Genomic DNA, 26602 nt, shown 5'->3' on the forward strand with positions numbered 1-26602 from the left:
CAGGCTGACGCGAAGGGGAGGATATGTATGCTCGGAATCATCCGTGTAATTACATTGCAGGAAGAGAGCGCCATTCATTTGCATGGTGCGCTGATTGAGCACCGCTATGGCCTGCCGGTCATCAGCCGCTGCATACCGGATCAGCCGCAGGGCGTGTACAATGAAGCGACGGAGGCACAGTCGGTGCCGAAGATTATCGCGCTGGCCCGTGAGCTGGAGCAGGCCGGCTGCTCTGCGGTCGGCATCAGCTGCGCGGCTGATCCGGCGCTGGCGGAGGCGCGCGAGGCCGCCCGGATTCCGGTGCTCGGAGCGGGCTCCTGCGCCGCGCATCTGGCGCTGGCCTACGCCTCGCGCATCGGTGTGCTGACCATCCTGGAGGAGGTTCCGCCGCTCATCCGTTCCATCCTGGGCGATTCCTATATCGGAATGGACCGCCCGGATGGTGTCACAACCACGCTTGACCTGAATACGCCGGCCGGCCGCGCCGGCGCCCTTGCCGGAGCGCAGCGCCTGGCAGACCGCGGCGCCGAAGCCATTGTGCTCGCTTGCACCGGCTTCGCCACCATCGGGCTGGCCGCCGAGCTGGAGGCCAAGATCGGCGTGCGGGCGCTCGATCCGATCCTCGCGCTGGGTGCCGCCGCGGCTGCAGCGGCAAGCGCGCCGCTCTCCTTGCGTACTTGACCGAAGGGCTGCGGATCTATCCGTCCGCCTCTGCCTGGCTGCCAATTCGCATAACGCCTTTTCCGGTTTAACAGCGGGAAGGGCGTTTTTGCATACGTGTTATCTGCAATTTTATATATTTTTCCTGTGGTTTGCGGGGGATGTCTGGTAAACTAGCGTGATATCGGCTGTGGCATAGACCATAGGACAACAAGAGATACTGATAACAACAAGGGAGGCCGAACAGATTGAATACTCAAGGGATTACGCTGCGGGAATTGCTGCAGCTGCCGGTTCTCTCCAAAGCGAAGGTCATCAGCGGCGCGCAGGGGCTGGACCGGATTGTACGGTTCGTGGATATTATGGAGGTTCCCGATCTTCAGGGCTGGATCAGTGAGGGGGTTATGCTGCTGACCACGGCCTATTCCATCCGCCATGATCCTTCGCTGCTGACGGAACTGATTTATACACTTAACGGGCTGGGTGCGGCAGCTCTGGCCATTAAGCCAGCCCGCTTTCTGAAGGAAATCCCCGGGGAAGCCATTGCCGCCAGCAACGACTGTGGTCTGCCCATTGTGGAGATTCCGCCGGAAATCCCCTATACCGATATTACCCAGCCAGTGACAGAGCTGCTGCTGGGCCGCCAGGCGCTGCTGCTGCGCCGCTCCGAAGAGGTGTACCGCACACTGACCACGATGGTGCTGGAGAACAGCGGCATCCAGGCGGTCAGCGACAATGTGGCTGAGCTGCTCAAGGCGCCGGTGGCGCTTATCGATAATGAAGGGCGGACTATAGTCTCTTCCCCGCCGGATTACGGCTGGCAGCCCGGGGAAGCGCCGCTCGGCTGGAACATCCACGTGGACAAGCGCACCGTAGCACGGCTGGTGATCGACAAGGAGAAGCTGGATGATCTGGAGGAAGTGGGCGTGGAGCAGGCCCGCGTCGTGTTCGCGCTGGAGCTGATGCGCCGCAAGGTTGCCGAGGACACGGAATTCCGGCTGCGCGGCAATTTCATCGACGAGCTGATGACGCCGCCCTTTCCCTCGCGCCATGAAGTGGAGCGGCGGGCCCGACAGCTCGGGATGAACCCCGAGCACCAATGGGAGGTGGCTGTGATCGAAGGGACGACAGCACCCAGCGAGGAGACGGTGTACCGGCTTCTGGACCGCGAAGCGCGTCGCCGCGGGGTTACGCCCCATGCCGAATACCGTTCGAACCGGGCGGTGCTGTTCCTGCCGACGCAGGAAGGGCGCAAGGTTTCCCCTGCCGGGGAGGAGCTGGAGCCCTGGGCGGCGACGCTGCAGGAATGGATGCGGGACAAAGCCGGAGGGCTCAGCGGTTACCGCGCGGGCATCGGCAATCCGCAGCAGCTGTGGAACATACACACCAGCTATGGTGAAGCCCGCAAGGCGCTATCTGTCGCCCGCAGACTCGGCGCAGGGGCCGGAGAAGTGACGAATTACGGCGATATTGAGGTCTACCATCTGCTAGAGGGCCTGAGCGGACCCGGCTTCGAAGCCTTGTTCGAGCGGAAGCTGGGCAAGCTGCTGCGTTATGACAAGGAGCATGACAGCAACATGCTGCTGACCTTTTACCATTATCTCGAATGCAACGGCAGTCTGATCGACACGGCAGCCAGCCTGTACATCCACCGTAATTCGGTGAAATACCGGCTGGAGCGGATCCGCGACATCACCGGTTTCGATCTGAATGATCCGCGAGAGCAGTTCGTCTGCCACCTGTGTCTGATTTATTATTATCTGCAGGAAAAATAGGCGGGACTGGAAGTTTCCGGTCCCTGTGTAAGGTAAGATAACACAATAGGCGTTTCTTAGTGCACAACCGACAAACGGTTGTGCTTTTTTTTAGTGGAACGGGACGTAGAGGGGCGGCCGGAAAGTTTGTAGAATTAGCACAACCGCTAAAGAGAACGAAGAAATAACACAGTTCCTGATAAGAAACCTCCCCTCTGGCAGGTTAAAGCGCCAAAGCCGCAGGGGTGGACACAGAAAGCCGTAAGGGGGTTGATTCATTGTTTGCCTACACGCTCAAAAGATTGCTGCAAATGATTCCGGCCTTGCTCGGCATCATCGTCATCACCTTCATCCTCTCCCGGGTGCTGCCGGGCGATCCGGCCATTATGCTCGCCGGGGAGCAGGCTCCGCCGGAGACGGTCGACAAAATCCGTCAGGACATGGGACTGGACAAGTCGCTGTATCTGCAATTCTTCACTTATTTCGGCCAGCTGTTCCAGGGAGACATCGGTTATGCCTACCATACGGGACATTCCGTGGCCAGCGACTTAGCTTCGCGGTTCCCGGCTACCCTGGAGCTGACGTTAGCCAGTATTCTCATTGCGATTGTGGTCGCCATTCCGGTCGGTATCATTGCCGCCACCCGCAAGGAATCGGTCATTGACCACATTTCCCGGGTGTTCTCGCTGATCGGGGCCTGCGTGCCTATCTTCTGGCTGGGACTGATGTTCGTGTATATTTTCTACTCCATTCTGGGCTGGGCGCCGGCGCCGATGGGCCGGATCAGCGGAGATCTGAACCCGCCGACGCATATTACCGGGCTGTATGTGCTGGACAGCCTGCTCACCGGTGACACAGCTGCACTGAAAAGCAGTCTCGCCCATCTGCTGCTCCCGGCAATCTGCCTCAGCACCGGCACGATGGCCATCGTGGCCCGCATGACGCGCTCCAGCATGCTGGAGGTGGTCGATCAGGACTTCGTCCGCACCGCCCGGGCCAAAGGGCTGAAGGAATCGGCGGTCATCTACCGCCATGCGCTGGTTAATGCGCTGATCCCTACGCTGACCGTTCTCGGCCTGCAGTTCGGCTATCTGATGGGCGGCGCGGTCATCACCGAGACGATCTTCGCCTGGCCCGGTATCGGCGGGTATGTTACCGATTCGATTCTTGCCGCCGACTATGCGCCGATCCAGGCGTTCACACTGATCAGCGCCATACTCTACTGTGGCATCAACCTGGCGGTGGACTTGATCTATGGGACAATCGATCCGCGTATCCGCTATGAATAACCGCAAACTGAAAGGAGGAGCCCCACTATGAGCACTGCAGCGCAAACCGCACAGGGCGTGCCGCCGAAGCCGGCGGCCCCGTCCAAACCGACAACTCTCTGGAGCCTGCTTCTACATAACCGGCTGGCCGCGGTCGGGCTTGCTTTCATCCTGCTGTGGACGGTCATTGCGCTGATCGCCCCCTGGATTGCGCCATACGATCCTTATGCGACGGACATGGCGAACAAGCTGCAGCCCCCTTCGGCCGGCCACTGGTTCGGCACTGACAACTTTGGCCGCGACATTCTCAGCCGGGTGCTCTACGGCGCACGGATCAGCATCTGGACCGGCCTGATCGCCGTAGCCATTTCCTTCTTCATCGGTGTGCCGCTCGGCGGCATCGCCGCCTACTACGGCGGCCGCACCGGCACCGTCATCATGCGGGTGATGGATGTGCTGCTGTCCTTTCCGTCGCTGGTGCTGTCGATGGCCATCGCCGCTTCCATCGGCGCGGGCCTCAGCAGCGCAATGATTGCCGTCGGCGTCGTCGGCATTCCCGAGTTCGCCCGGCTCATGTTCGGGCAGACCGTTTCGCTGCGCGAGAAGGAATACGTAGAGGCCAGCCGGGCCATCGGGGTGAAGGACTCCGTTATTCTCTACCGCCACATCCTTCCCAATGCGCTCGCTCCGCTGCTGGTACAGGCTACGCTGGGCATGGGCTTCGCCATTCTGACGGCTTCCAGTCTCAGCTTTCTCGGTCTCGGGGTCAAGCCCCCGATTGCTGAATGGGGCGCCATGATTTCCGAGGGCAGGGAGTACATTATCTCCGGCCAGTGGTGGCTGGTTACCTTCCCGGGCCTGTCCATCGCCACGTCGATTCTCGGGTTCAACCTGCTCGGCGACGGGTTCCGGGATGTGCTTGATCCGCGGTTGCGGTCGGGGAAATAAGCGCTCCGGGGCAGCAGCCCCGGGAAGTCTTATGTGCCCGGTAAATATAGATAGGCCTGGCTCAGGCGGCATCCTCTTGAAGGACGGGCCATCCGGTGGTCCCCCTAAAATCACAGCTGTGATCCGTTTCTTCAACCGGGCCGCAATAAGAGCCAAGCGGCAACACGGCATCCGTACCCGTCCGGACGGACGGATACGGGCGCTCTTTAAGGCAAGCAGGATAACCAAAGGGAGGTTTCACGATGAAGAAAGTTAAATTGCTGTCCACACTCATCGCATTTTCAGTCATGCTGGCCGGCTGCGCCAGCAGCGCCAACCCGCAGACCCCTGCCGCCACCAATTCGGCAAATTCGGGAGCAGCGGCGCAAAGCGCGGCGAAACCGTTCCTTACGGTCGCTTATTCGGAGGGCGGCACCACGCTGGACCCGGCCGAGGCGAATGACCTGACTTCGGATACCCTGGTGCTGGCCGCCTACGACCAGCTGGTCACCTACGGCATCAAGACAGAGAACGGCGTGAACCTGGCGAACACCGAGGATATCCAGCCGATGCTGGCCGAGAGCTGGGAGGTTTCGGACGACAATACCGTCTACACCTTCAAGATCAGACCGGGCGTAACTTTCCAGAGCGGCAATCCGGTGGACGCCGCGGCAGTGGCCTACTCTTTTGAACGTGTAGCGAGTTCCAGCTCCGGCAGCTTCCTCTACGGTATGGCTTCCATTAAGTCAGTAACCGCCAAGGACGATTCCACCGTGGAAATCACCCTGACGGCGCCGAACCATATGTTCCTGCAGATCATCTCCATGTACACCTTCTCCATTGTGGACCAGAAGACAGTGGAAGCGCAGGGTGCGGATTATTTGAAGACCAACGCCGCCGGATCCGGCCCGTTCACGCTGGAGAAGTGGGATCCGGCTACGGAAGCGGTGTTTACGCCCTATGAGGATTACTGGCAGGGTGCAGCACAGCTCGGAAAAGTTACGCTGAAGTTCACCAAGGAAGCGTCCAACCGCGTCCTGCTGCTGGATAAGGGCGATGTGGATATGGCAATCGAAATTCCGCCGAAGGATGTCTCCGCACTGGAGAGCAACAGCAATCTGACCGTAGCCTCGAATGCGAGCAACCGGATTCTCTATTTTGCCATGAACAGCAAGGTGGAGCCGTTCAACAACGTGAAGGTCCGTCAGGCGATCAACTATGCCATCCCTTATGACGAACTGCTCAGCGGTGTCATGTATGGACAGGCCAGCCAGATGAAGAGCTCTGTCGCCAGCAATACGCCGGGCTTTACGGATGCGGGCTATGTATACGAGCACAACCTCGACAAGGCCAAAGAGCTGCTGAAGGAAGCGGGCTACGAGAACGGCTTTACCTTCGACTTCACACTGGGCTCCGGTTTTGACGACTGGGAAGACGACGCCGTGCTGATCCAGGCCGAGCTGGCCAAGATCGGTGTGACGATGAACATCAACAAGCTGGCCCGGGCGCAGTTCCTGGAGCAGCAGAAGACGCATAACCTGACCTCTTATATTTCAAAATGGACTTCTTTTGTCAATGATCCCGGCTATCACCTTGGTTTCCTGATGTACGGCAGCGGCTCCTCCAACTACAACAACTATCAGAATGCCGAAGTCGACAAGCTGTGGGAGCAGGCCAACGCCGAACCTGACCAGGCGAAGCGCGAGGAGTTGTACAAGCAGGCGCAGGAGATCATTACGACGGAAGCGCCATGGGCTTATCTGTATGAGTACAACCGCATTGTCGGCATGAGCAACAAGATCAGCGGCTATGCGTTCTACCCGGATGAAGTCATCCGTTTCTACCCGCTGACGAAGCAGCAATAATTCAGCTTGGCACAAAAAGAGCGGGCGGGCCCAAAGAGCCCGTCCCTCTTTGTCCAAATTAACGGCGTCCGCCGCTGTGGCGCGCAGGACCTAAAAAAGGAGAGCATGGATGCAATGACTGACTGGAAGAGCAAGATTCTGAACGCCATTGATGAGCGTCAGGAGGAACTGCTGGAGCTGTGCTCGCAGCTGATCCGCTTTCCTTCGGAGAACCCGCCGGGGGATTCGCGGGAGATCAGCGCGTTTATCATCGATTACCTGAAGCAGGCCGGAATTGAAACGGAGGTTCATCCGGCTACCGATACGATGCTGAATCTGGTATCCACCTTGAAGTCGGAGTCCGCCAGTCCAGGCGGCTCCAAGGGCAACAAGCTGATCTTCTGCGGCCATACGGATGTCGTTCCGGCCGGCGATCTTTCGCGCTGGGATTTCGACCCGTTCTGCGGCGACATCGTGGACGGCTACCTGCTCGGCCGGGGAGCGTCCGACATGAAGGCCGGCCTTGGCGGGCTGATCTTCGCCATGGCGCTGCTCGCGAAGCTCGGCGTGCCGCTGCAGGGCGACCTGGCGCTGCTGGTGGTGCCGGACGAGGAGACCGGCGGCCACCTTGGCGTGCCGTGGGTGCTGGAGCGCGGTCTGGTGGACGGCACCGCCGCAGTGATCGCGGAGCCTTCCGGCCCGCTGAATCCGACCATTGGCCAGAAGGGCAGCTGCTGGTTCGAATTCACCGTCGAAGGGACGCCGGGTCACGGCAGTCTGGCGCCGGTGGTCGGCGAGAACGCGATTGTCAAAGCGGCCAAGGGCATCGAGGCCCTGCAGCGGCTGTGGGACATCCGTCCGAACCTTCCCGAGGAGGTCAAAGAGATTATTCGCATCTCCCAGGATTATGTGAAGGAACGCGAGGACAACGGTTCGGTCGCTTACCAGGTGTTCGACCATGTGACGGTCAATATCGGCACCATTACCGGCGGCACCAAGGTTAACGTAGTTGCCGACCGCTGCACCGTGCAGGTTGATTCGCGGGTACCATTCGGCGTCGATTACCGCGATGTGTTGGACCGCGCACGCTCGCTGCTACTGGAAGCAGGCATTGAGTCCGAGGTGAAGGGCTTCGGCTTCCAGGGGAACGCGAACTGGACCTCGCCGGAGGAGCCGGTCGTCCGCATCCTGGTGGACAGCATTTCCGAAGTCAGCGGAGAGGAAGCCTACGGCGTACTGCAGTGGGCGTCGAGCGATGCCCGCCATTTCCGTAACCACAACATTCCTGTGCTGCAGTACGGTCCGGCGGAGCTGCCGACCATTCATAACTTCAACGAGAAAGCGCCGGTCTGGCAGATCATTCAATGCGCGAAGGTCTATGCGCTGACGGCGCTGGAATATCTGGGTGTGGAACGAGACGAAGGTTAAATGGAGTAAAGTGAAGCGCTTAAAGACCAAAAGGAAAAGTCCAGAGAGAGTATCAGCAACCGTTAGGAGGGGTCAGAATGACAGAGCTGCTTCAAGTTTCCGGGCTATGTACGGAATTTACTACGGCGGCAGGTAATATCCGGGCGGTGGACGGCGTCAGCCTGTCTGTGCGCAAGGGCGAAACGCTGGGCATCGTCGGCGAGTCCGGCTGCGGCAAAAGCATCACCTCGCTGTCGATTATGCAGCTGCTGCCGAAGCGGATCGGCCGGGTCGCCGCCGGCGAGATCCGGTTCGAAGGCAGGAATATGCTGGATATGCCCGAGAAAGAGGTGCGCAGCATCCGCGGCAACCGGATCGCCATGATCTTCCAGGAGCCGATGACCTCGCTTAACCCGGTATTCAAGATCGGGCGGCAGATCTCCGAATCGGCCAGGTACCATCTGAAGCTGAGCCAAAAGGAGGCTGACGCACGCGCGGTAGACATGCTGCGCAAGGTCGGCATTCCCCGGCCGGAGAAGATTGCCGAGCAATATGCGCATCAGCTCTCCGGCGGGATGCGCCAGCGGGTGATGATCGCCATGGCGATGGTCTGTAACCCCCGGCTTCTGATCGCCGATGAGCCGACGACAGCGCTGGACGTGACGATCCAGGCGCAGATTCTCGACTTGATGCGCGAGCTGCAGGAGAAGGAAGGCATGTCCATCCTGATGATCACCCATGATCTGGGTGTAGTCGCAGAGATGTGCGACCGGGTGGTCATCATGTATGCGGGCCAGGTGGTGGAGGAAGCGGAGGTGCATGAATTGTTCAGCCGTCCGCTCCATCCTTACACCCGCGGGCTGCTGGCTTCGCTGCCGCAGCTGGCAGAAGACCAGGACCGCCTGGCCTCCATCCCCGGCCAGGTGCCGAATCCGGCCCAGATGCCTGCGGGCTGCCGGTTCGCACCGCGCTGCCCGGCGGCGGTGGAGCGCTGCCGGACCGAAAGACCCGAGCTGCTGGAGACGGAGCCGGGACATACTTGCCGCTGTCTGCTGCAGCAGGAGGGATTGCTATGAGCACTATACTGGAAGTACGCAACCTGAAGAAGCATTATCCGATCCGCAAAGGATTCTTCGGCAAGCAGGTCGGGTCCGTCAAGGCTGTGGACGGAATCACGCTCTCTGTCGAGAAGGGCGAGACGCTGGCTGTCGTCGGGGAATCCGGCTGCGGCAAGTCGACGACGGGGCGCGCCATTCTGCGGCTGATCGAGCCGACGGAAGGCGAAATAGCATTTAACGGCACCGATGTGCGCAGTCTGAATCCGGAGCAGCTGCGGAGATTCCGCACCGATATGCAGATGGTGTTCCAGGACCCGTACGCCTCCCTCGATCCGCGCTGGACGGTGCAGCGCATTCTCGAAGAGCCGCTGCGCACGCACGCCCAGGCGGGCGGCGGCGAGCTGCAGGCCAAGGTCGAGCAGCTGATGGAGGTCGTCGGCCTGTCGCCGTATCAGGCGCACCGCTTCCCGCATGAGTTCTCCGGAGGCCAGCGGCAGCGCATCGGCATCGCCCGCGCGCTGGCGCTGAATCCGAAGTTCATCGTCTGCGACGAGCCGGTCTCGGCGCTCGACGTATCGATTCAGGCCCAGGTGCTGAACCTGATGCAGGATTTGCAGGAGCAGTACGGCCTGACGTATATGTTCATCTCGCATGACCTGTCAGTGGTGAAGTTCATCAGCGACCGGGTTGCCGTGATGTATCTCGGACGGATGGTTGAGCTGGCGCCGACGAAGGAGCTGTTCGCAAGGCCGCTGCATCCGTACACCCAGGCGCTGATGTCGGCGGTGCCGTCGCCGGTGCCGGGGCAGAAGAAGGAACGCATCGTCCTGACGGGCGACGTGCCGAACCCGGAGACGCCGCCCGCCGGCTGCGCCTTCCATCCGCGCTGTCCGTATGCGATGGACCGCTGCCGCTCGGAGGCGCCGGTGCTGCGCGAGCTGGATTCGGGGCATCAGGTGTCTTGCCATTTATATTGATTATTTGAAGGGCCATCCGCCAGTGACTGCGGATGGCCTTTTAAGGTGATTTCCGGTACATATCTAGTAAACTTGCAGCTTTAACATACAATTAGGCCATTCTATCAATAGATCAGCACAAGCTTCCTTTTCATTAGATTCATATAATTTAGTACACTATGAAAAGGAGTGAGCAAAGTATGGTAAAGACGATCTTGGATTACAATGCGACTGTCGTTACACCGATCACAAACGGCGTAAACTTCCCGATTCCGATTTCACCGGCAGGTCGGGAAATTGCTGTAACCTCGGTGTATATCGATCCCGCCAATCCCGCCCATTACCCGAATAAGGTGGAGCTGAAAGCTACAATTGGTGTAGAAGCCCAGCTGGATACTCCCAATGTGCTGGTGCGGATCTGGCGGGCAGGATCGGAAATTTTCTACGGATTGGTGGAGCTTGAGAACTTTTACAACGACTGGGGGCTAATCTCACTGCATATGGTAGACATCAATGCGCCTGCCGGTACGCAAAACTATCAGCTGATCGTAGAGAACCAGGACACTAATGCCCAGGCCCGTGTTGTCGGACCCGTAATTTTCAGCGCAATGGCCATCGGCGGCTAAACCATGCTCCGCCCGTGTTTCCCCTCCCTGTGATGACTGAACGGACGCTCTCTTTGCCATCCTGCCGGATGTGCGGAGAGAGCTTTTTGCGTTATCCGCGTTTTTGATGCCATATGGAATAATTTGCGCATGTTCTGACGACACTGGAACACAGTACCTGTGATAATGAAAGGTCAAGATCAGGAGGGGAACGATTGTGAGAAAAATGCGTTATGTTCTGCTTGTCATGCTAACGGCTGTGTCGGTTCTGGGCTCGGCTGCGGGGGCCTACGCGGAGGAGAAGGGCAAAAGCGCCGCAGACGCCGGTTCCGCCGCTGCCGCTCTTGCACCGAACGCACGCTCCGCCATTCTGATGGATGCGGGAACCGGCACAATCATTTATGAAAAGAACAGCCATGATAAGCTGCCGCCGGCCAGCATTACCAAGATCATGACGATGCTGCTCACCGTTGAAGCCATCGATGAAGGCCGGCTGCAGCTGACCGACAAGGTGCGGACCAGCGAGTATGCCGCATCGATGGGCGGCTCGCAGATTTTTCTGGAGCCGGGCGAAGAGATGACGGTGGACGAGATGCTCAAGGGCATCGCCATGGCCTCAGGCAATGATGCCTCGGTGGCGATGGCCGAGAAGCTGGCCGGCTCGGAGAGCGCTTTTGTCGACATGATGAATGCGAAGGCGGCAGAGCTGGGGCTGAAGGATACGCATTTCGCCAACTGCAACGGTTTGCCGGCTAAGAACCACTATTCATCAGCGCATGACATCGCCGTCATCAGCCGGGAGCTGCTCAAGCACGACCGGATTATCAAGTATACCGGAGCTTATCAGGACTACCTGCGCAAAGACACGGCCAAGCCGTTCTGGCTGGTGAACACGAACAAGCTGGTGCGGTTCTACACCGGTGCTGACGGTCTCAAGACGGGGTATACGTCAGAGGCCAAGTTCTGCCTCTCGGCAACGGCCTCCCGCGACGGATTGCGGGCCATTGCCGTCGTGCTCGGCGAGCCGAACACCAAGACGCGCAACAGCGAAGTGTCGGGCATGTTCGATTATCTCTTTTCACAATATAAGACCCATACCATCCATCAGGCCGGCGAGACGATCGGCACGCTGCACATCTCGAAGGGCGTCAAGACCAAGCTGCCGATCGTAGCCAAAGAGAACTACAGTGTGCTGCTGCGCAAGGGGATTACCCAGGAAGGCATCCGCCATGAGCTGGTGCTGCCGAAGAGCCTGAAAGCGCCAATCGCCGCAGATCAGACCGTCGGCAAGCTGATCGTCTATCAGGGCAATGACGTGCTGAAGGAATATGAGCTGAAGGCCGGCGAAGATGTGGCGAAGGCCGGCTGGTGGAAGCTGTTCAAGCGCACGACGGGCTCCATGTTTACGACAGATTAGACCGGCGGAATGACATAAACAGACGGACAGCAGAGAATTTGTAGATTCCCCCCTAAGCATCTGTTGATTCTTAGGGGTTTTCTTCTAGTTTTGTCGGGGGGCAGGATTCCCCTGCTGCGGCGTAGAAACCTTGTCCTTGAAGCGGGGAACAGCTAGAACAAGCGGTTTCTAAGCAGGTGAAGAGGAGAGTGCAAGCATGAATACACATGTGGAGATGGAGCATCACCGGGGGGTATTGATCGTCCGTCTGGCCGGAGAGCTGGACCATCATGCCGCCGATATGGTTCGGATGGAGATGGATGAGGCGATTATGCGGGGACAGGTCGAGCATTTAGTGCTCAGCCTGAAGGATCTGCAGTTCATGGACAGCTCAGGCCTGGGTGTGATTCTGGGCCGGTACAAGCTCATCCGCAGCAAAGGCGGCAAAATGGCCATCTGCGACGCCAGCGCACCGGTCAAACGGCTGCTGGATATGTCGGGCCTGTTCAAGATCATGTCCCTATATGACGACGAGAGCGCCGCGCTCTTGAATTTGGAGGTTGCATTATGATGAGGAGCGATGCCGGTAACTTCATGAGTGTCCAGTTCGCCGCCCTGTCGGAGAACGAGTCTTTTGCACGCGTGGTGGTGGCGTCCTTTGTCTCCCGGCTGGACCCGACCATGGAAGAGCTCAACGATCTCAAGACGGTGGTGTCGGAGGCGGTCACCAACTGCATCATTCACGGGTACGACAGCAATCCCGAAGGGGTGGTCAGCATTTCGGCTTCCATCGAGAACGAGACGATCTACATGACCATTGAGGACCAGGGAAAGGGCATTGAGGATCTGGAGCTGGCCAAGCAGCCGCTCTATACCTCCAAGCCGGAGCTGGAGCGTTCGGGGATGGGCTTTACGATTATGGAAAGCTTTATGGATGAGTTCGAGGTAACCAGTGAACCGGGACGCGGGACTTCCATCTCGATGAAGAAGACCATCGTCTCGAAAAAAGCTTTATACAATTAGGGGTTGGAGCCATGGATGCCGAGAAAAAAGCTCCGCCGACCTATCTGGACGATGCGGAGGTCAAACGTCTGATCGCACTTAGCCAAGCGGGGGACAATCTGGCCCGCGATACGCTGGTCAGCTGCAACATCCGTCTGGTCTGGTCGGTGGTGCAGCGGTTTATGAACCGCGGATATGAGCCTGACGATCTGTTCCAGATCGGCTGCATCGGGCTGCTGAAGTCCGTCGATAAATTCGACCTCAGCTATGAGGTCAAGTTCTCCACCTATGCGGTGCCGATGATTATCGGCGAGATTCAGCGTTTCCTGCGTGACGACGGCACGCTGAAGGTCAGCCGCTCGCTGAAGGAAATGGCCAATAAGGTGCGCAAGATGAAGGATGAAATGTCGAAGACGCTGGACCGCCTGCCGACCATCGGCGAGGTCGCGGAGGCGCTTGGGGTGACGCCCGAAGAAATCGTCTTCGCCCAGGAGGCCAACAAGCCGCCGACCTCGATCCACGAGACGGTCTTCGAGAACGACGGCGACCCGATCACGCTGATCGACCAGATCGCCGACGACTCCCAGGAGCGCTGGTTCGACAAGCTGGCCCTGAGCGAAGCGATCGGAGCCTTAAGCGAACGCGAGCGCCTGATCGTCTACCTGCGCTATTACCGCGATCAGACGCAGTCCGAGGTCGCCAGCCGCCTCGGCATCTCGCAGGTGCAGGTGTCGAGGCTGGAGAAGAAGATCCTCGCCAACATCCGCGAGCAGATTGCGCAGTAGCGCAGAGCTGTAACCGGGCGGTTCGCAGGATTTGGAAGGTTACAGCAAAGCCGGACAATGAGTGAGTATGGGAAATGAATGTGACGGGTGCAAGAACGGTGAACCGCCTCGGGAGGGGCGGTTTTTTTGTGAGGTGACAACCATTATTCTGATACAGTAAGTCTCTGATGTCTTTGCGGTGAGTGAACTACTTGCCAAAGAACCGTATACAATATTCAATATAATTAGTTGACTTACTAAAGTGTGATAACCTTGAAGTTTTCTTGTAACCTTTCCCCCCTACCCCGGCACTTATAGATAAGAACATGTAGCCAGAGGAGCGCAAAGTCAGATGGAGCAATGGATGAAAGATGTGAAGGCGGGAGACGAAGAAGCGTTCGGGCGGCTGATGGCGCACTTCCGGGGGATGGCCTATGCGGTCAGTTACGACAGGCTGCAGGATGCGCATCTGGCGGAGGACGCCGTACAGGAGGCCTATCTTGAGGCTTACTTGAATCTGGGCAAGCTGCGGGAGCCGGCTGCGTTTCCGGGCTGGTTCAGGACGATCGTGGTGCGTCAGTGCCAGCGGATGCTGCGGCGGAAGCGCCTTTCCGTTATAACGCTGGACGAAGCCGGCGGGGTGCCGCTAACTACGCAGGAGGATGTGGCGGAGACCGCGGAGCGCAGGGAAGTGGCGCATGCGCTGCGCAGCCTGGTGCAGGAGCTGCCCGCCACGCTCCGGGTGCCGGTGCAGCTGTTCTACTTCTATGGCTATTCGCTGCCGGAAGTCTCCGCTTATCTCGGCATACCGGCGGCAGTCTTGAAGAAGCGGCTGTACGACGGACGCCGGAAGCTGAAGGCGGCGCTGCCTGTCAGCAATCCCGCGGCCATGTTCGGTGAGCTTTATGAAGGAGGGGCTAATATGCTGCATATTGTAAACGGCGATGTGGTTGGAGACATGCTGAAGCAGGGCATTGTCCAGGGCGAGGTGCTGGTATGGCGAGAAATCTACTCTTACGGACCGGTATTCTGCAGCGGCGCGGGGGAACAGGAGCGAATGGTGCGGGCCCAGGCGCTGGAGGAAGGACTGGGTATTCCGCAGGAGCAGTATCTTGCCAGTTGTGCCGAACAGGAACGCAGGCTCGGCGGGTTCAGGCGTTACGATGAGGTAGTGCTGTGGTTTGAGCATGATTTGTTCGACCAGAGCATGCTGGCCTTCCTGCTGCATTGGTTCAGCGGGCGGCCGCTCGGCAGCACCAGGCTGAGCCTGCTGTGCATCGGTGAATTTCCGGGCATCGAGCGGTTCCACGGACTGGGGCAGCTCACGCCCGGGCAGCTGCAGTCCTTATCCGGAACGTGGCGGACCATCGGTCGGGAGGAACTGAAGCTGGGAAGAGAGTTATGGGAAGCGTATGCTTCCAGTGACCCGCTGGACCTGGTTCATCTGCTGAATAGGGAGCGCAAGCGGCTGGAAGCCATGCTGCCTTACGCCGAAGAGGCCTTCACAGCCCATCTGTCCCGGCTCCCCTCCGTGTTCAATGGCCTGGGCATTGTGGAGCAGGCGACGCTGGAAGCCATTCATGGCGGCGCGGATACGCCGCTGGAGCTGTTCCGGCAAGTGACCGATCAGCTTCACGTGCTGGGCATGGGGGATCTGGAATACTTCCGTTATTTCGGATTATTGGCAAAGGGGCCGCACGCGCTGATTCATATAGACGGAGCGGAAGGCATTGAAGCTGCAGGGGGAGCAGGTATGTTCCGCGCGGTACCGGATTTTTTAAAGCGCAAGGTGGCTTTGACCGGGTCCGGCGAGCAGGTATTAAGCGGGCAGGCAGACCGGGTGACGTTGCAGGGAGTGGACGCCTGGCTTGGCCCGCTGCGGCTGGAAGGGCATGAAGTGCCGTGGCGCTGGAATTGCCGGTCCGGAGCGCCGGTCCGCACCTGAGCGAGCGCATCGGGTGAGCCATTCGGTCCTCGTATTCTTCCGTTCGGTCTTCAGTTATAATAGACTGAACGGACGGGAGGGGATAACCATCAGAATCTTGGCTATCAGCGATATCCACGGCTGCCACCGGGAGTTCAATGCCTTGCTCGCCAAGGCGGATTATTCTCCTTCCCGGGACAAGCTTGTTCTTATGGGAGATTATGTCGACCGCGGTCCGGACAGCAGAGCTGTAGTGGAACAGGTCAAAATGCTGCATGAGCAATACGGAGCCATAGTGCTGAAGGGCAACCACGACCAGATGGCCTGCGACGCCCTTGGCAGCGAGGACGACGACAAGCTGGACACGCACTGGCTGACGAACGGCGGCTACCATACCTTGATGAGCTACTGCGGCCCGGAGTACTTTTCTGAGGCGGCGGGCTGGGAGGAATACAAGCGGGCCAAAGCATATATCCGAGACACCTTCCGGGAGCATCTCGATTTCCTGAACGGCCTGCCGGTGTACTATGAGAGCAGAAGGCATCTGTTTGTGCATGCCGGAATCGATCCGCAGCTTGCCGACTGGAGGGCGCAGCGGCCTTACGATTTCCTCTGGATCCGGGAAGCCTTCTATAAGCATCCTGTCCTCTCTACGGATAAGACGGTCGTGTTCGGCCATACGCCGGCGGTCGGACTGCATCAGCGGGCAGAGATCTGGTTCAGTCCGCTGGGTGACAAGATTGGCATTGACGGAGCGTGCGCCTACGGCTACCGGCTGAATGCCCTTGCCATTGACGAAGATGCAGAGGATAACGGATACGAGGAATATTTTGTACTGCCCCGAGAGGGGCGGAGGGATTTGTAGAGATATTGGCCGGTGAAGTCAACAAGGTTCGACATCTTTTTCGCGGAGCCTGTGGTATGCTTCCTTCAATTAATTAGAGGAGTGACCTTACCGATGCGCAAAATCATGTCCAGAATCGGCCTTGGCTTCATCGGCCTGTGTATCGTCAGCGTTGTGCTGTGCTTCTACTTGAACCAGTTCACCTATGCCTATGCGCTCATTATCCTGCTGGTGTTTATCTTCGGCGGAATGGGGGCGATTTACCGGCTGAGGAATGATGAATATATGTACCGTAAAGTGAACGGTCTAAGTGAACGCGACGAATATGAAGAGTACACACGCTGAAGATTATGGGCAGAAAACAAACAGCTGCGGGACATAATAACCCCGGTCTATCCGACAAGGATGGCGCCGGGGTTTTGTGTTTGCAGAAGGTGTTTATACAAAACCGGTGTTTTTTCGGCAGGGACATTAAATTTGTCCATTGTCAAATGCCGTTATCGACTTTATTATGATGATAATGAGAATCAATTTCATAGAAAAGAGTGACCTTTATGAATCCACAGGCTACGGCCGAATCCGGGCTCACCCGTAGGACGGATAAGCTGAAGCTCCGCTCACGACCTTGGGCGGCAACGCTGATCCTGGTTGGCGGGCTGCTGGCTTTGGTGCTGGGTGTAGCTGTGTCGGTATCGTTCGGCGCTGCCGATATCAGGCTATCCGTGGTATGGACCGCCATCTTCCATTTTAATCCCGATCTGACGGATCATCAGGTGATCCGCGAAGTTCGTCTGCCGCGTGTACTGGGCGGCGTGATGATCGGCGCCGCCTTCGCCGTTGCCGGGGCAATTATGCAGGGCATGACCCGCAATCCGCTGGCGGATTCGGGGCTGATGGGGATCAATTCCGGTGCAGGCTTCGCCCTGGCGCTGTGTTTTGCATTCTTCCCGAACCTGCCGTTCATGTATTTGATTCTGTATTCCTTTGTCGGGGCAGGAGCAGGAGCCGGCATCGTCTACGGAATCGGCTCTATGGCCAGGGGCGGACTGACGCCGGCCCGGCTGGTGCTGGCCGGCGCGGCGTTCAGCGCTCTGCTGACAGCGCTCAGTGAAGGGGTTGCACTATACTTCCGCATCGGGCAAGATTTAGCCTTCTGGTATGCCGGGAGGCTGGCAGGCACATCATGGCTGCAGCTGAAGGTCATGTCGCCCTGGATCGCCGCCGCGATTCTTGCGTCCATTGCGCTGTCCAGATCGGTTACCATGCTCAGCCTGGGTGAAGATGTGGCCAGGGGGCTGGGGCAGCGGACGACCCTTGTGAAGGTAGCCGGCTCGCTGATCGTGCTTGTACTGGCCGGGTCCTCGGTTGCGGTGGTAGGAGCGGTCGGCTTTATCGGACTGATGGTTCCGCATCTGACCCGCTATCTGGTCGGCGTGGATTACCGCTGGATTATTCCGTGCTCTGCCGTTCTCGGCAGCTTGCTGGTCGTCTTCGCCGATCTGGCGGCCCGGATGGTGAATCCGCCCGCCGAAACGCCGGTTGGAGCGATTATTTCCTTGATCGGGGTACCGTTCTTTCTGTTCCTGGCCCGCAAGGAAAGAAGGGAGCTGTGAGCATGGCGAGAACCGTAATACAGGACTACCATACCCGCAGACGCAAACGCGGACTGACTATACTGTCCATCCTGTCCGTACTGGTTGTGCTGATGTTTATCTTAAGTATGAATACCGGATACATAAGACTGGCTCCAATGGAGCTGCTGAATACACTGTTTGGCAAAGGCACAGACAAGCAGGAGCTGATCCTGTTTCAATTCCGGCTCCCCCGGATCGTCATTTCCCTGCTGATCGGGGCGGCGCTGGCCGTTTCGGGCGCTGTGATGCAAGGTGTCTTCCGCAATGATCTGGCCGACCCCGGCATTCTTGGCATCAATGCCGGTGCGGGGCTGATGGTCATGCTGCTCATTTCCTTTTATCCCACAGCCTCGGCGGCGCCGGTCTATGTCATGCCGCTGATGGCCTTCTTTGGTGCGGCGCTGACCGCTGCGCTGATTTATGCGCTGTCCTACAAGCGGCATGAAGGGATTAAGCCTGTCAGCCTTCTGCTTACCGGCGTAGCGGTGGCCGCCGGGATCAGCGCGGCGATGATTGTATTGACGCTGCGCCTGGACCCGGAGAAATATCAGTTTGTCGCCACCTGGCTGGCCGGCAGCATTTGGGGCACCAGCTGGAAATTCGTATTATCCCTGCTGCCCTGGGTGGTAATCCTGCTGCCTTATGTCATCTACAAGGCACGGGTCATGAATGTGCTGAATCTGGGAGAACAGACGGCAATCGGGCTCGGCGCTGCTGTGCAGAAGGAGCAGTTCCGCCTGCTGGGCGCTGCGGTGGGCCTGGCTGCGGCCAGCGTCGCCGTCAGCGGCGGCATCGGTTTCGTCGGCCTGATCGGCCCGCATCTGGCCCGGCGGCTGGTCGGCCCGAAAGCGCAGCTGATGCTGCCGGTATCGGCCCTGCTCGGCGCCCTGCTGGTGATTACCGCCGACACGATCGGGCGCCGGATCATGCAGCCGGCGGAGATTCCCACCGGCATCGTCGTCGCGGTAATCGGCGCCCCCTATTTCCTGTACCTGCTGGCGCGTACCAAAGCCTGACCCTGAAAGACCCTGAACAAATTTCATCACTTGGAGGGAAAGTCATGAGTGAGCAACTGGAATTATATGATGTTACGATTATCGGCGGCGGACCCGCCGGGATGTATACAGCATTCTACAGCGGAATGAGGGACCTGAAGACCAAGCTGATTGAAGCGAAGGAGGAGCTGGGCGGGCGGATGCTGATCTACCCGGAGAAGGTCATCTGGGATGTCGGCGGAGTCACGCCGATCCTCTGCGGCGAGCTCATCAAGCAGCTGGAGCAGCAGGCCCGTACCTTCGACCCGGCCATTGTCCTCGGCCAGCAAATCGTAGGGCAGGAGCGACTGGAGGACGGAACCTATATGTTGACCTCATCTACAGGAGAACGCCACTGGACCAGAACAGTGATTCTGGCCATCGGGTACGGCATCCTGCAAATGGCCAAGCTGGAGATTGAAGGGGCCGAACGCTATGAGGTGACCAATCTGCATTACACGGTGCAGGAGCTTGAGCCCTTCCGCGGCAAAGCGGTGCTGATCTCCGGCGGCGGCGACTCCGCAGTCGATTGGGCCAATGCCCTGGAAGGCATCGCCTCCAGCGTGACCATCGTGCACCGGCGGGAGACATTCGGCGGCCATGAGAAGAATGTGGCGAAGATGAAGGCTTCCTCCGTTCAGGTGAAGGTGCCGTATGCGGTAAGCCATCTGCACAGCGACAACGGCGAAACCATCGATACGGTCACGATCAAGCACACAGAGACAGGGGAGACGGAGCTTTTGCCTGTAGACGCTGTCGTCGTCAACCACGGGCTGAAGAGCGACTTCGGGCCGCTGCGGGAATGGGGTCTCGATATGGGCGACTGGTGCGCCAATGTCAGCGGCCGCCTGGAAACCAATCTGCCGGGCGTCTTCGCCGCCGGAGATTTCGTCGACTACAGCAGCAAGGTCCGGCTGATCGCCGGCACCTTTACCGATGCTGTGCTGGCGCTGAACAGCGCCAAACTCTACATGGACCCCGATGCCCCAAAGGCAGCTTATGTCTCGTCGCACAACGACCGCTTTAAAGACAAGAACAAGGCGCTGGGGCTGACCCAGGAATAGTGCCGCAATCATCCGGGGATGTCTACCGGATCGTGAACCTGAAAACGAAAGGCCGACTTACTGCAGTGGAAGCTGCAAAAGGCGGCCTTTTTTCATGCCTGAATCGGGGCTCACGCAATGTATCTGCACCGGTCCCCATGGAGGAGTCTGCTATGCGCAGGGTTGTTTGCGCATCCACGGGAATATGCAGCTTCCGGCGATAAAAGAATTCTTTTCCTCTGCGGCAATCCTTCCCCGCCGGTTCCATGAATTGCATAAAGCGGCGCCGGCGGGCGAATAGTAAGGGCAGGAGGTGACGGAACGATGCCGATTCGCAAAACGGGAAGCACACCGGACGGAAAGAAGGAAGGCGGGCAACAGCCGCCGCTGTCAGCAGTGCTGGAGGAGAATCTGGAGCAGATCCGCGCAAGACTCGGTAACAGCCCCGATCTTGTGATCCGCCATTACAAATCCATGATCCATGAAGTGCAAGTCGCAGCCATCTACATCAATGCCATTACGGACAAAAATTTGGTCGATACTTATATCGAGCAGGCAATGAAGTTTGAATTCCCCGGAGAGGGCGTAGGCATACCGGCTGCTCCCGGGGATATATACAGCTATTTCAAAACCAAAGCGGTTAGCATCGGTAAGCTGAAAGTCATCCGGGATTTGAACACTCTGCTGGAGGCGCTGCTCTCGGGCGACACGGTCCTGCTAGTCGACGGAATCGCCGAAGCGCTCAGCGGCATGACAAGCGGCGGTGAAGGGCGGGCTGTCTCGGAGGCGGCGACGCAAGTGTCAATCCGGGGCTCCAAGGAGGCCTTCACGGAGTCATTGGGGACCAATATAGCCCTGGTGCGCAGACGCATCAAGAGCCCCGATCTGCGGCTGGAGACCATGACGCTTGGGGCAATCACCCGTACGGACATTTCAATCATGTACATTAAAGGCCTGGCGAGGGAAGAAGCCGTCTTTAATCTGCGGGAGAAGCTTCAGCACATTGAGGCCGATTCCATACTGGAATCGGGCTATATCGAACAGCTGCTGGAAGAGAACAAATTCTCTCCTTTTCCGACCATGTACAATACCGAGCGGCCTGACAGCGTGGCCGGTAATCTCCTGGAAGGCCGGATCGCCCTGCTGGTGGACGGCACCCCGTTCGTACTGATCCTACCGGCGACCTTCTTTGTTTTTATGCATACGGTTGAAGATTACTACCAGCGCTACGACGTGTCCACATTAATCCGGCTGCTGCGCGTGATCTGTCTTGTCGTCTCGCTGTTTGGTCCGGCCATCTTCGTGGCCGCACTTAATTTCCACCAGGAAATGATTCCGACACCGCTCTTAATCAATCTGGCCTCGCAACGGGAGGGCGTCCCCTTTCCTACCTTCATTGAAGCGCTGATGATGGAGTGCACCTTTGAAGTGATCCGGGAGGCAGGCATCCGCCTGCCTTCACCGATCGGTCAAACCGTGTCAATCATCGGGGGTCTGGTACTGGGGCAGGCAGCGGTGCAAGCCGGCATTGTCTCGCCTGCAATGGTCATTGTTGTCTCGCTGACAGGCATCTGCAGCTTTACAACGCCTGCTTTTAATATGGCGCTCTCCATCCGGTTTCTGCGTTTTGGCATTATGTTCACGGGCGCATTTATGGGGCTGTACGGCATTGCCATTGCCGCCCTGATGCTGGTGGCCCACATGTGCAGCCTCCGCTCGCTCGGGGTGCCTTACATGTCGCCGCTCGGGCCGTTCTCACCCGGGGACCAGAAGGATTTATTTGTGCGCTCGCCCCTGCACTTCATGAAGACCAGACCGCGTTTAACCCGGAGTAAGCGGGGCAGACGCCAGCCGGGGGCGGGGTCGTCATGAACAGAAGAGGGAGCTCCTTTCTGGCGGCCATGCTTGCCGCCATGCTCGCGCTGACCGGCTGCTACAACAGCCGGGAGCTGAATGAACTGGCGATCGTCAGCGGCATCGGAATTGATCTGGTTCCCGGCAAAGAGGATTACAAGGTTACCTTCCAGATTGTAAATCCCAAATCCACACCGACAACGGTAAGTCCGGGCAGCGGACTGCCGGCGATCGTCGTCATCTCCGCTACGGACCGGACGGTCTTCGGCGCCTTGCGCAAAGCGTCCAAACGGGCGACCCGGCAGCTTTTTTTTGCCCATACCCAGCTGGTGGCCATTGGCGAGCCGCTGGCCCGGCGGGGAATCAACCATGTCTTCGATATTTTTGAGCGCTCCCATGAGCTGCGGCTCAATTCGGCTGCGCTGGTGGTGCGGGGGGGAAGTGCCGAATCCCTGCTGCAGATGCTTTCGCCCATAGAAAGCATCTCCTCGCTCGGACTTGTGAACAAAGTGGAGAATACGGCAAAGGTTTGGGGGGAGAACCGGAGGACCGATGTGTTCGGACTGATTAGCGGGATTGCCGGAGAAGGCGATATCACGGTTAACGGGGTGATGCTTCCTGGAGATATCAGGGAAGGCAGAAAAAAATCGAGCCTGGAACAATCCGACTTTAAAGGGGGGAGTATTATGAGCGGACTGGCTGTACTGAAAGAAGGGCGGTTGACCGGATGGATGGAGGGTACGGATGCGCGGGGCACGCAATGGCTGCTCGACGAGATCAAGGAGACTGGCATGGATATCGGCGTTCCCGGTGCCAGCGGAAAGCTGGCAGTCAATATTTTTCATTCTTCAACTGGTGTCAGGGTGGAGCTCCGTGAAGGGGTACCGGTATTTCATGTCAGAATCCGCGAGGAAGGAAATGTAAGTGAGGCGGGGGCGTTCGTTGATTTCAGCATCAAGGAAGTCATGGACCAGGTTCAGGAGACGCTGAAGACGCAGACCGCCCAGGAAGTGAGGCAGGCGTTTGAGAAAGCGCAGGGGATGAAGTGTGATATTTTTAACTTCGGCAATGAGCTGAAACGTACACATCCGCAGGACTGGCAGAAGGTGATGAATCACTGGGACGAGGCTTTTGCCCAAGGAAGGCTGGATCTTCATGTGGAGGCTTATATCCGCAGTACAGGGATGAGAACCAAAACGTATATGGGTCAGGAGAATTGAATGCCTGAAGAATAACAGGAGAATCGTGATATGAGAAAGGAAAGTATAGGGTCATTTCAGTTATTTGCCATGATTGTGCTATTTGAACTGGGAACGGCCTTGGTAGTGCCTATCGGGCTGGAGAGCGGGCATGCCGTCTGGGTATCCATTCTGGTCGCGCTGCCCGGCGGAGTGCTGCTTGTCCTGATCTATGATTATCTGTACCGGCAGTTCCCGGATCTGCCGATCAGCGGCTACATGCGGCGTATTCTCGGGCCGGCGGTCGGGTGGCCGCTCGGTCTGCTGTTTGTGCCCGTTCTACTGTACAACGGCTCGCGGAACCTGCGGGAAGCAGGAGATCTGCTGATCTCGGCCTCCTATGACAAGACGCCGGTCATCATCATTAATTCCATAATGGTGATTGCGGTTATGTACATTCTGTATATGGGCATCGAGGTGTTTGCACGGACGGCGGAGATTTACTTTATGATTACCATGGTCATGGGGCTGGTCTGCAATTTCGTCGTCATTGCCGCCGGTCTGGTGAAGCTGCATAATCTGTTTCCTGTACATCCGGGAGAGTGGCTGGAGGCGCTGCGTTCGGCTTATCCGAACATCTGGATCTTTCCTTACGGGGAGCTGGTATGCTTCGCTACCATTCTGCCGCATTTCAAGTCTGCGCGAAAAGTAAACAAGGTTACGGTTGCTGCGCTGGTGCTCAGCTCCTTTCTGCTCAGCTTTACACATGCAATCGAAATGTCGGTGCTCGGAGCGGATATTTACAGCCGGACAACCTTTCCGATGTTTACGACGATTACGCTGGTGAATGTGGCGAATTTCATCCAGCGGCTGGACGCTTTTGTCATTCTGACCCTGATTATCGGCGTCTTCTTCAAAATGTCCGTCTATTGCTATGCAGCGGTGGCGATTGCGGCGGATTTGTTCCGGATCAGGGATTTGCAAAAGCTGGTGCTCCCGGTGGGGGTGGTGGTGCTGCTCAGTTCTTTTGTCAGTGCGGAGAATTATCCGGCTCATATGGCCGACGGGGTGGTGTTCCTGGAACGTATTCTGCCGATTCCCTGTGCGGTTGTTCCGATTCTGCTGTTTGCGGTCCACCGGCTGCGTCTGCGGTTCAAGCTGTACCGGTAATTTACGGCCGTCCTTGCCTGCTGCGCTTCAGCGCGCCGTAAAGAACATTGACGAAGGGCAACGCTACAAAAATTACGATACAGGCCGCTTCCTGCAGCGTTGTCGTTGCAAACACACTATGTATGGAACGGATCGAGCTATACAGGCTGTGCCCTCCCAGCAGGTCCACGCCAACGATCATCGACCAGGTTAGCGCGGCCAGTATGACATAAACCAGCAATGTTTTCACAAGCATTCTCTCTCCTTTATATTCAAAAATTACTTCGTCATCCGGCTCAGACCCGTCGTTTCTCCCGTATTATTCCCGCGTCTGCGGGCTGCTACACGCCCGAGAGACTGCTTTTTTGCGAACGGGCCGCTGCTTCAAGATTCAAGCGTTTACCTGGCCAGCCAGAGCGGGTATTATGGGAGCAAAGGCCAAGAGCAAAGGGGAAGATGCTATGACGACGTGGAATTTGCAGGGGACCGTCAGCCATTTGCTGATTTGCGGCGGGAGCAGCTGCAGGAAGCGTAAGGGGGAAGAAGTCGCAGAAGCCATTGAGCGTGAGATTGAAAAGCAAGGCGCGGAAGCGCTCATCCATACGACGGAGACGCGTTGCAACGGCCGGTGTTCGGATGCCTGCATTGTAATCGCCTATCCCGATGGCGTCTGGTACCGGGAAATGACCCCGAAAGCAGGCAAAGCGCTTGTCCGCAAGCTGCTGCAGGGGGAGCGGCTGGACGAGCATGTACTCTACACCTATGATGGAAAGCTTACCGCCGCGGATGAACGGGGAACCAAGGGGAAGAAAAAGTGAAGCGGGAGCTGCCCGCGACGCCCCTGCACCGGTTCCAGGCATAGCCTTGCTTGCGGGGTTACTTTTGCCGTGTCAGCTTCGCGGAAATTTGACTTGCATCCCCTGCGCCCACTATGCTATTAGCAGGTGTGTTTACAATATACATGAGCCGCTGAGGGATGAAGGGGGAACCATTACTGATGGAGAGGCTGCAAGTCTGGCCGGATAAATTCAAGAGGTTTTTTTTGAACAACAAATTTGTTGTTTCACTGCTGATTGTGCTGCTGGTCGGCATCAATATTCTGGTATTCTCGAAGGTGCCGTTTATTTTCAAGCCGATTACGGTGCTTCTGCATACGGTGGCCGCGCCGCTGCTGCTGTCGGGGATCGCCTATTACCTGCTGAATCCGCTGGTGGACCGCATGGAAAGACGCAGCAAGATCAAACGCCCTTATGGTATTGTAATCCTGTATTTGGTGATCGCCGGCATTATAACGCTGATTTTGTTGACGGTTATCCCGATTATCCGTACCCAGTTGCTGGGGCTGATCGATAACTTTCCGAAATACAGCGAGCAAATCCAGGAGGAATTCATCCACCTGACCGGCAGTGATCTGTACGGAAGAATTCAAGAGAATGTCGGGACGGATTTCAGCGATTTGACCAGCAAGGTGACGGACTGGGGCACTTCGTTTCTCAATAATGCGGTGAACGGCGTCGGCAATTTTGTCGGTGCGGTCACCGAGGCTGTGCTGGCGCTCGTCACGACCCCGTTCATTCTGTTCTACCTGCTCCGTGACGGCAAAAGGCTGCCGGACTATCTGCTGCGCTTCGTGCCGAACAGTCTGCAGCCGCAGACCCGGGGCGTGATGCGGGAAATGAACAATCAGATCGCTTCCTACATACGCGGACAGATTATTGTCAGCTGCTGCATCGGGGCATTGCTGTATATCGGGTATCTGATTATCGGACTGGACTATGCGCTGGTTCTGGCCATTGTCGCTGCCTGTACGGCCGTCGTGCCTTATCTGGGTCCGGCCATCGCCATTACGCCGGCTTTAATTGTAGCTATTGTGACTTCGCCGTTCATGCTGCTGAAGATGGTGTTCGTCTGGACCGCCGTGCAGCTGATCGAGGGGAAATTCATCTCCCCGCAGATTATGGGCAAATCGCTGAGGGTGCATCCGATTACGATTATTTTTGTCATTATTTTTGCCGGTAAAATGTTCGGCGTGCTCGGCATCATCCTGGCCGTACCGGGATATGCGGTGCTGAAAGTGGTGGTTACCCATGCTTTCCAGTGGTTCCGGTTCCGTTCGGGGCTTTATGAGGATGCACCACGGGTTCCGGCAGAAACAGTGATTCCGGCGGCTCCAAGTGCATCAAGTGCTCCAAGTGCTCCAAGTGCTCCAAGTGCATCAAGTGCTCCAAGTGCATCAAGTGCTCCAAGTGCTCCACCAGCAGCTCCGGCCTCACCAAAAAGAAAAAAATAACAGGAAGGAAG

General features: G+C 57.8%; 25 protein-coding genes. 24 read left to right on the plus strand and 1 reads right to left on the minus strand.

From position 1 onward, the window contains the following. Positions 1-27: 27 nt before the first annotated feature. The 22 genes from F1381_RS08465 to F1381_RS08570 all read left to right on the plus strand — a co-directional run bounded on the left by F1381_RS08465 (position 28) and on the right by F1381_RS08570 (position 24322). On the plus strand, positions 28-681 hold the full coding sequence (locus tag F1381_RS08465) for an aspartate/glutamate racemase family protein (RefSeq protein WP_151734393.1): 654 nt from the start codon (positions 28-30) through the stop codon (positions 679-681). A gap of 227 nt (positions 682-908) precedes the next feature. Continuing rightward, complete coding sequence (locus F1381_RS08470) at positions 909-2435, plus strand: PucR family transcriptional regulator (protein ID WP_151734394.1); 1527 nt, start codon at positions 909-911, stop codon at positions 2433-2435. Between the two features lie 257 nt (positions 2436-2692). After that, complete coding sequence (locus F1381_RS08475) at positions 2693-3703, plus strand: ABC transporter permease (RefSeq protein WP_187355254.1); 1011 nt, start codon at positions 2693-2695, stop codon at positions 3701-3703. Positions 3704-3730: 27 nt separating this feature from the next. Further along, complete coding sequence (locus F1381_RS08480; RefSeq protein WP_151734395.1) at positions 3731-4630, plus strand: ABC transporter permease; 900 nt, start codon at positions 3731-3733, stop codon at positions 4628-4630. 242 nt (positions 4631-4872) lie between these two features. Beyond that, complete coding sequence (locus tag F1381_RS08485; protein WP_151734396.1) at positions 4873-6474, plus strand: ABC transporter substrate-binding protein; 1602 nt, start codon at positions 4873-4875, stop codon at positions 6472-6474. A 114-nt stretch (positions 6475-6588) separates the two neighbouring features. Continuing rightward, positions 6589-7881: a M20 family metallopeptidase gene (locus F1381_RS08490; protein ID WP_151734397.1), complete on the plus strand. Its 1293-nt coding sequence runs from the start codon at positions 6589-6591 to the stop codon at positions 7879-7881. 77 nt (positions 7882-7958) lie between these two features. Further along, positions 7959-8936 (plus strand): ABC transporter ATP-binding protein, encoded by a 978-nt coding sequence (locus tag F1381_RS08495; protein WP_151734398.1) that lies wholly within the window; start codon positions 7959-7961, stop codon positions 8934-8936. After that, positions 8933-9895 carry an ABC transporter ATP-binding protein gene (locus F1381_RS08500; protein ID WP_151734399.1) on the plus strand — a complete coding sequence of 321 codons (963 nt, stop codon included), beginning with the start codon at positions 8933-8935 and terminating at the stop codon, positions 9893-9895. The genes F1381_RS08495 and F1381_RS08500 overlap by 4 nt, the downstream gene beginning before the upstream one ends. A gap of 179 nt (positions 9896-10074) precedes the next feature. Continuing rightward, positions 10075-10500, plus strand: coding sequence for an exosporium protein C (locus tag F1381_RS08505; protein ID WP_151734400.1), 426 nt, complete (start codon positions 10075-10077; stop codon positions 10498-10500). Positions 10501-10705: 205 nt separating this feature from the next. Continuing rightward, complete coding sequence (locus F1381_RS08510; protein WP_151734638.1) at positions 10706-11896, plus strand: D-alanyl-D-alanine carboxypeptidase family protein; 1191 nt, start codon at positions 10706-10708, stop codon at positions 11894-11896. Between the two features lie 196 nt (positions 11897-12092). Next, positions 12093-12446 (plus strand): anti-sigma F factor antagonist, encoded by a 354-nt coding sequence (gene spoIIAA / locus F1381_RS08515; protein ID WP_151734401.1) that lies wholly within the window; start codon positions 12093-12095, stop codon positions 12444-12446. Beyond that, complete coding sequence (spoIIAB, locus tag F1381_RS08520) at positions 12446-12898, plus strand: anti-sigma F factor (protein WP_425495260.1); 453 nt, start codon at positions 12446-12448, stop codon at positions 12896-12898. Before spoIIAA ends, spoIIAB begins: the two co-directional genes overlap by 1 nt. An 11-nt stretch (positions 12899-12909) precedes the next feature. Further along, on the plus strand, positions 12910-13662 hold the full coding sequence (sigF, locus tag F1381_RS08525) for an RNA polymerase sporulation sigma factor SigF (protein ID WP_150270895.1): 753 nt from the start codon (positions 12910-12912) through the stop codon (positions 13660-13662). 331 nt (positions 13663-13993) lie between these two features. Then, positions 13994-15586 carry a sigma-70 family RNA polymerase sigma factor gene (locus F1381_RS08530; RefSeq protein WP_151734403.1) on the plus strand — a complete coding sequence of 531 codons (1593 nt, stop codon included), beginning with the start codon at positions 13994-13996 and terminating at the stop codon, positions 15584-15586. Positions 15587-15683: 97 nt separating this feature from the next. Continuing rightward, a complete protein-coding gene (locus F1381_RS08535) occupies positions 15684-16430 on the plus strand; it encodes a metallophosphoesterase family protein (RefSeq protein ID WP_246187958.1) in 747 nt (248 codons plus the stop codon). A 93-nt stretch (positions 16431-16523) separates the two neighbouring features. Continuing rightward, positions 16524-16754, plus strand: a complete 231-nt coding sequence (locus F1381_RS08540) for a hypothetical protein (protein ID WP_151734405.1) — start codon at positions 16524-16526, stop codon at positions 16752-16754. 209 nt (positions 16755-16963) lie between these two features. Continuing rightward, positions 16964-18022: a FecCD family ABC transporter permease gene (locus F1381_RS08545; protein ID WP_151734406.1), complete on the plus strand. Its 1059-nt coding sequence runs from the start codon at positions 16964-16966 to the stop codon at positions 18020-18022. Between the two features lie 2 nt (positions 18023-18024). Next, the gene (locus tag F1381_RS08550; protein WP_151734407.1) at positions 18025-19059 is read left to right on the plus strand and encodes a FecCD family ABC transporter permease; all 1035 of its coding nucleotides are present in this window, start codon (positions 18025-18027) and stop codon (positions 19057-19059) included. 44 nt (positions 19060-19103) lie between these two features. Then, complete coding sequence (locus tag F1381_RS08555) at positions 19104-20141, plus strand: NAD(P)/FAD-dependent oxidoreductase (protein WP_151734408.1); 1038 nt, start codon at positions 19104-19106, stop codon at positions 20139-20141. 303 nt (positions 20142-20444) lie between these two features. Beyond that, the gene (locus tag F1381_RS08560; protein WP_151734409.1) at positions 20445-21992 is read left to right on the plus strand and encodes a spore germination protein; all 1548 of its coding nucleotides are present in this window, start codon (positions 20445-20447) and stop codon (positions 21990-21992) included. Next, positions 21989-23194, plus strand: a complete 1206-nt coding sequence (locus F1381_RS08565) for a Ger(x)C family spore germination protein (protein ID WP_151734410.1) — start codon at positions 21989-21991, stop codon at positions 23192-23194. Before F1381_RS08560 ends, F1381_RS08565 begins: the two co-directional genes overlap by 4 nt. 30 nt (positions 23195-23224) lie before the next feature. After that, entirely contained in the window at positions 23225-24322 is a 1098-nt protein-coding gene (locus F1381_RS08570; RefSeq protein ID WP_151734411.1) for a GerAB/ArcD/ProY family transporter, read from the plus strand. 1 nt (position 24323) lies between these two features. Here the strand turns inward: F1381_RS08570 and F1381_RS08575 are convergent, their stop codons facing one another. Beyond that, positions 24324-24551, minus strand: coding sequence for a YczF family membrane protein (locus tag F1381_RS08575; RefSeq protein WP_151734412.1), 228 nt, complete (start codon positions 24549-24551; stop codon positions 24324-24326). 211 nt (positions 24552-24762) lie between these two features. On the opposite strand from F1381_RS08575, the gene F1381_RS08580 reads away from it, so the two are divergent. Next, the gene (locus tag F1381_RS08580) at positions 24763-25119 is read left to right on the plus strand and encodes a (2Fe-2S) ferredoxin domain-containing protein (protein WP_151734413.1); all 357 of its coding nucleotides are present in this window, start codon (positions 24763-24765) and stop codon (positions 25117-25119) included. Positions 25120-25298: 179 nt separating this feature from the next. Further along, positions 25299-26591, plus strand: a complete 1293-nt coding sequence (locus F1381_RS08585) for an AI-2E family transporter (RefSeq protein ID WP_151734414.1) — start codon at positions 25299-25301, stop codon at positions 26589-26591. The last annotated feature ends 11 nt before the right edge of the window (positions 26592-26602 follow it).

Origin of the sequence: Paenibacillus tengchongensis (assembly GCF_008973665.1) — a bacterium.
GTDB lineage: Bacteria > Bacillota > Bacilli > Paenibacillales > Paenibacillaceae > Paenibacillus_AQ > Paenibacillus_AQ tengchongensis.

Bases quoted from the DNA above. Each gene is read 5' to 3' on its own strand.
- F1381_RS08555 (WP_151734408.1), top strand. From the start codon at position 19,104: ATGAGTGAGCAACTGGAATTATATGATGTTACGATTATCGGCGGCGGA.
- F1381_RS08530 (WP_151734403.1), top strand. From the start codon at position 13,994: ATGGAGCAATGGATGAAAGATGTGAAGGCGGGAGACGAAGAAGCGTTC.
- sigF (WP_150270895.1), top strand. From the start codon at position 12,910: ATGGATGCCGAGAAAAAAGCTCCGCCGACCTATCTGGACGATGCGGAG.
- F1381_RS08485 (WP_151734396.1), top strand. From the start codon at position 4,873: ATGAAGAAAGTTAAATTGCTGTCCACACTCATCGCATTTTCAGTCATG.
- F1381_RS08500 (WP_151734399.1), top strand. From the start codon at position 8,933: ATGAGCACTATACTGGAAGTACGCAACCTGAAGAAGCATTATCCGATC.
- F1381_RS08465 (WP_151734393.1), top strand. From the start codon at position 28: ATGCTCGGAATCATCCGTGTAATTACATTGCAGGAAGAGAGCGCCATT.
- F1381_RS08560 (WP_151734409.1), top strand. From the start codon at position 20,445: ATGCCGATTCGCAAAACGGGAAGCACACCGGACGGAAAGAAGGAAGGC.
- F1381_RS08510 (WP_151734638.1), top strand. From the start codon at position 10,706: ATGCGTTATGTTCTGCTTGTCATGCTAACGGCTGTGTCGGTTCTGGGC.
- F1381_RS08585 (WP_151734414.1), top strand. From the start codon at position 25,299: ATGGAGAGGCTGCAAGTCTGGCCGGATAAATTCAAGAGGTTTTTTTTG.
- F1381_RS08540 (WP_151734405.1), top strand. From the start codon at position 16,524: ATGCGCAAAATCATGTCCAGAATCGGCCTTGGCTTCATCGGCCTGTGT.
- spoIIAA (WP_151734401.1), top strand. From the start codon at position 12,093: ATGAATACACATGTGGAGATGGAGCATCACCGGGGGGTATTGATCGTC.
- F1381_RS08490 (WP_151734397.1), top strand. From the start codon at position 6,589: ATGACTGACTGGAAGAGCAAGATTCTGAACGCCATTGATGAGCGTCAG.
- F1381_RS08565 (WP_151734410.1), top strand. From the start codon at position 21,989: ATGAACAGAAGAGGGAGCTCCTTTCTGGCGGCCATGCTTGCCGCCATG.
- F1381_RS08580 (WP_151734413.1), top strand. From the start codon at position 24,763: ATGACGACGTGGAATTTGCAGGGGACCGTCAGCCATTTGCTGATTTGC.
- F1381_RS08480 (WP_151734395.1), top strand. From the start codon at position 3,731: ATGAGCACTGCAGCGCAAACCGCACAGGGCGTGCCGCCGAAGCCGGCG.
- F1381_RS08495 (WP_151734398.1), top strand. From the start codon at position 7,959: ATGACAGAGCTGCTTCAAGTTTCCGGGCTATGTACGGAATTTACTACG.
- F1381_RS08570 (WP_151734411.1), top strand. From the start codon at position 23,225: ATGAGAAAGGAAAGTATAGGGTCATTTCAGTTATTTGCCATGATTGTG.
- F1381_RS08545 (WP_151734406.1), top strand. From the start codon at position 16,964: ATGAATCCACAGGCTACGGCCGAATCCGGGCTCACCCGTAGGACGGAT.
- F1381_RS08550 (WP_151734407.1), top strand. From the start codon at position 18,025: ATGGCGAGAACCGTAATACAGGACTACCATACCCGCAGACGCAAACGC.
- spoIIAB (WP_425495260.1), top strand. From the start codon at position 12,446: ATGAGGAGCGATGCCGGTAACTTCATGAGTGTCCAGTTCGCCGCCCTG.
- F1381_RS08505 (WP_151734400.1), top strand. From the start codon at position 10,075: ATGGTAAAGACGATCTTGGATTACAATGCGACTGTCGTTACACCGATC.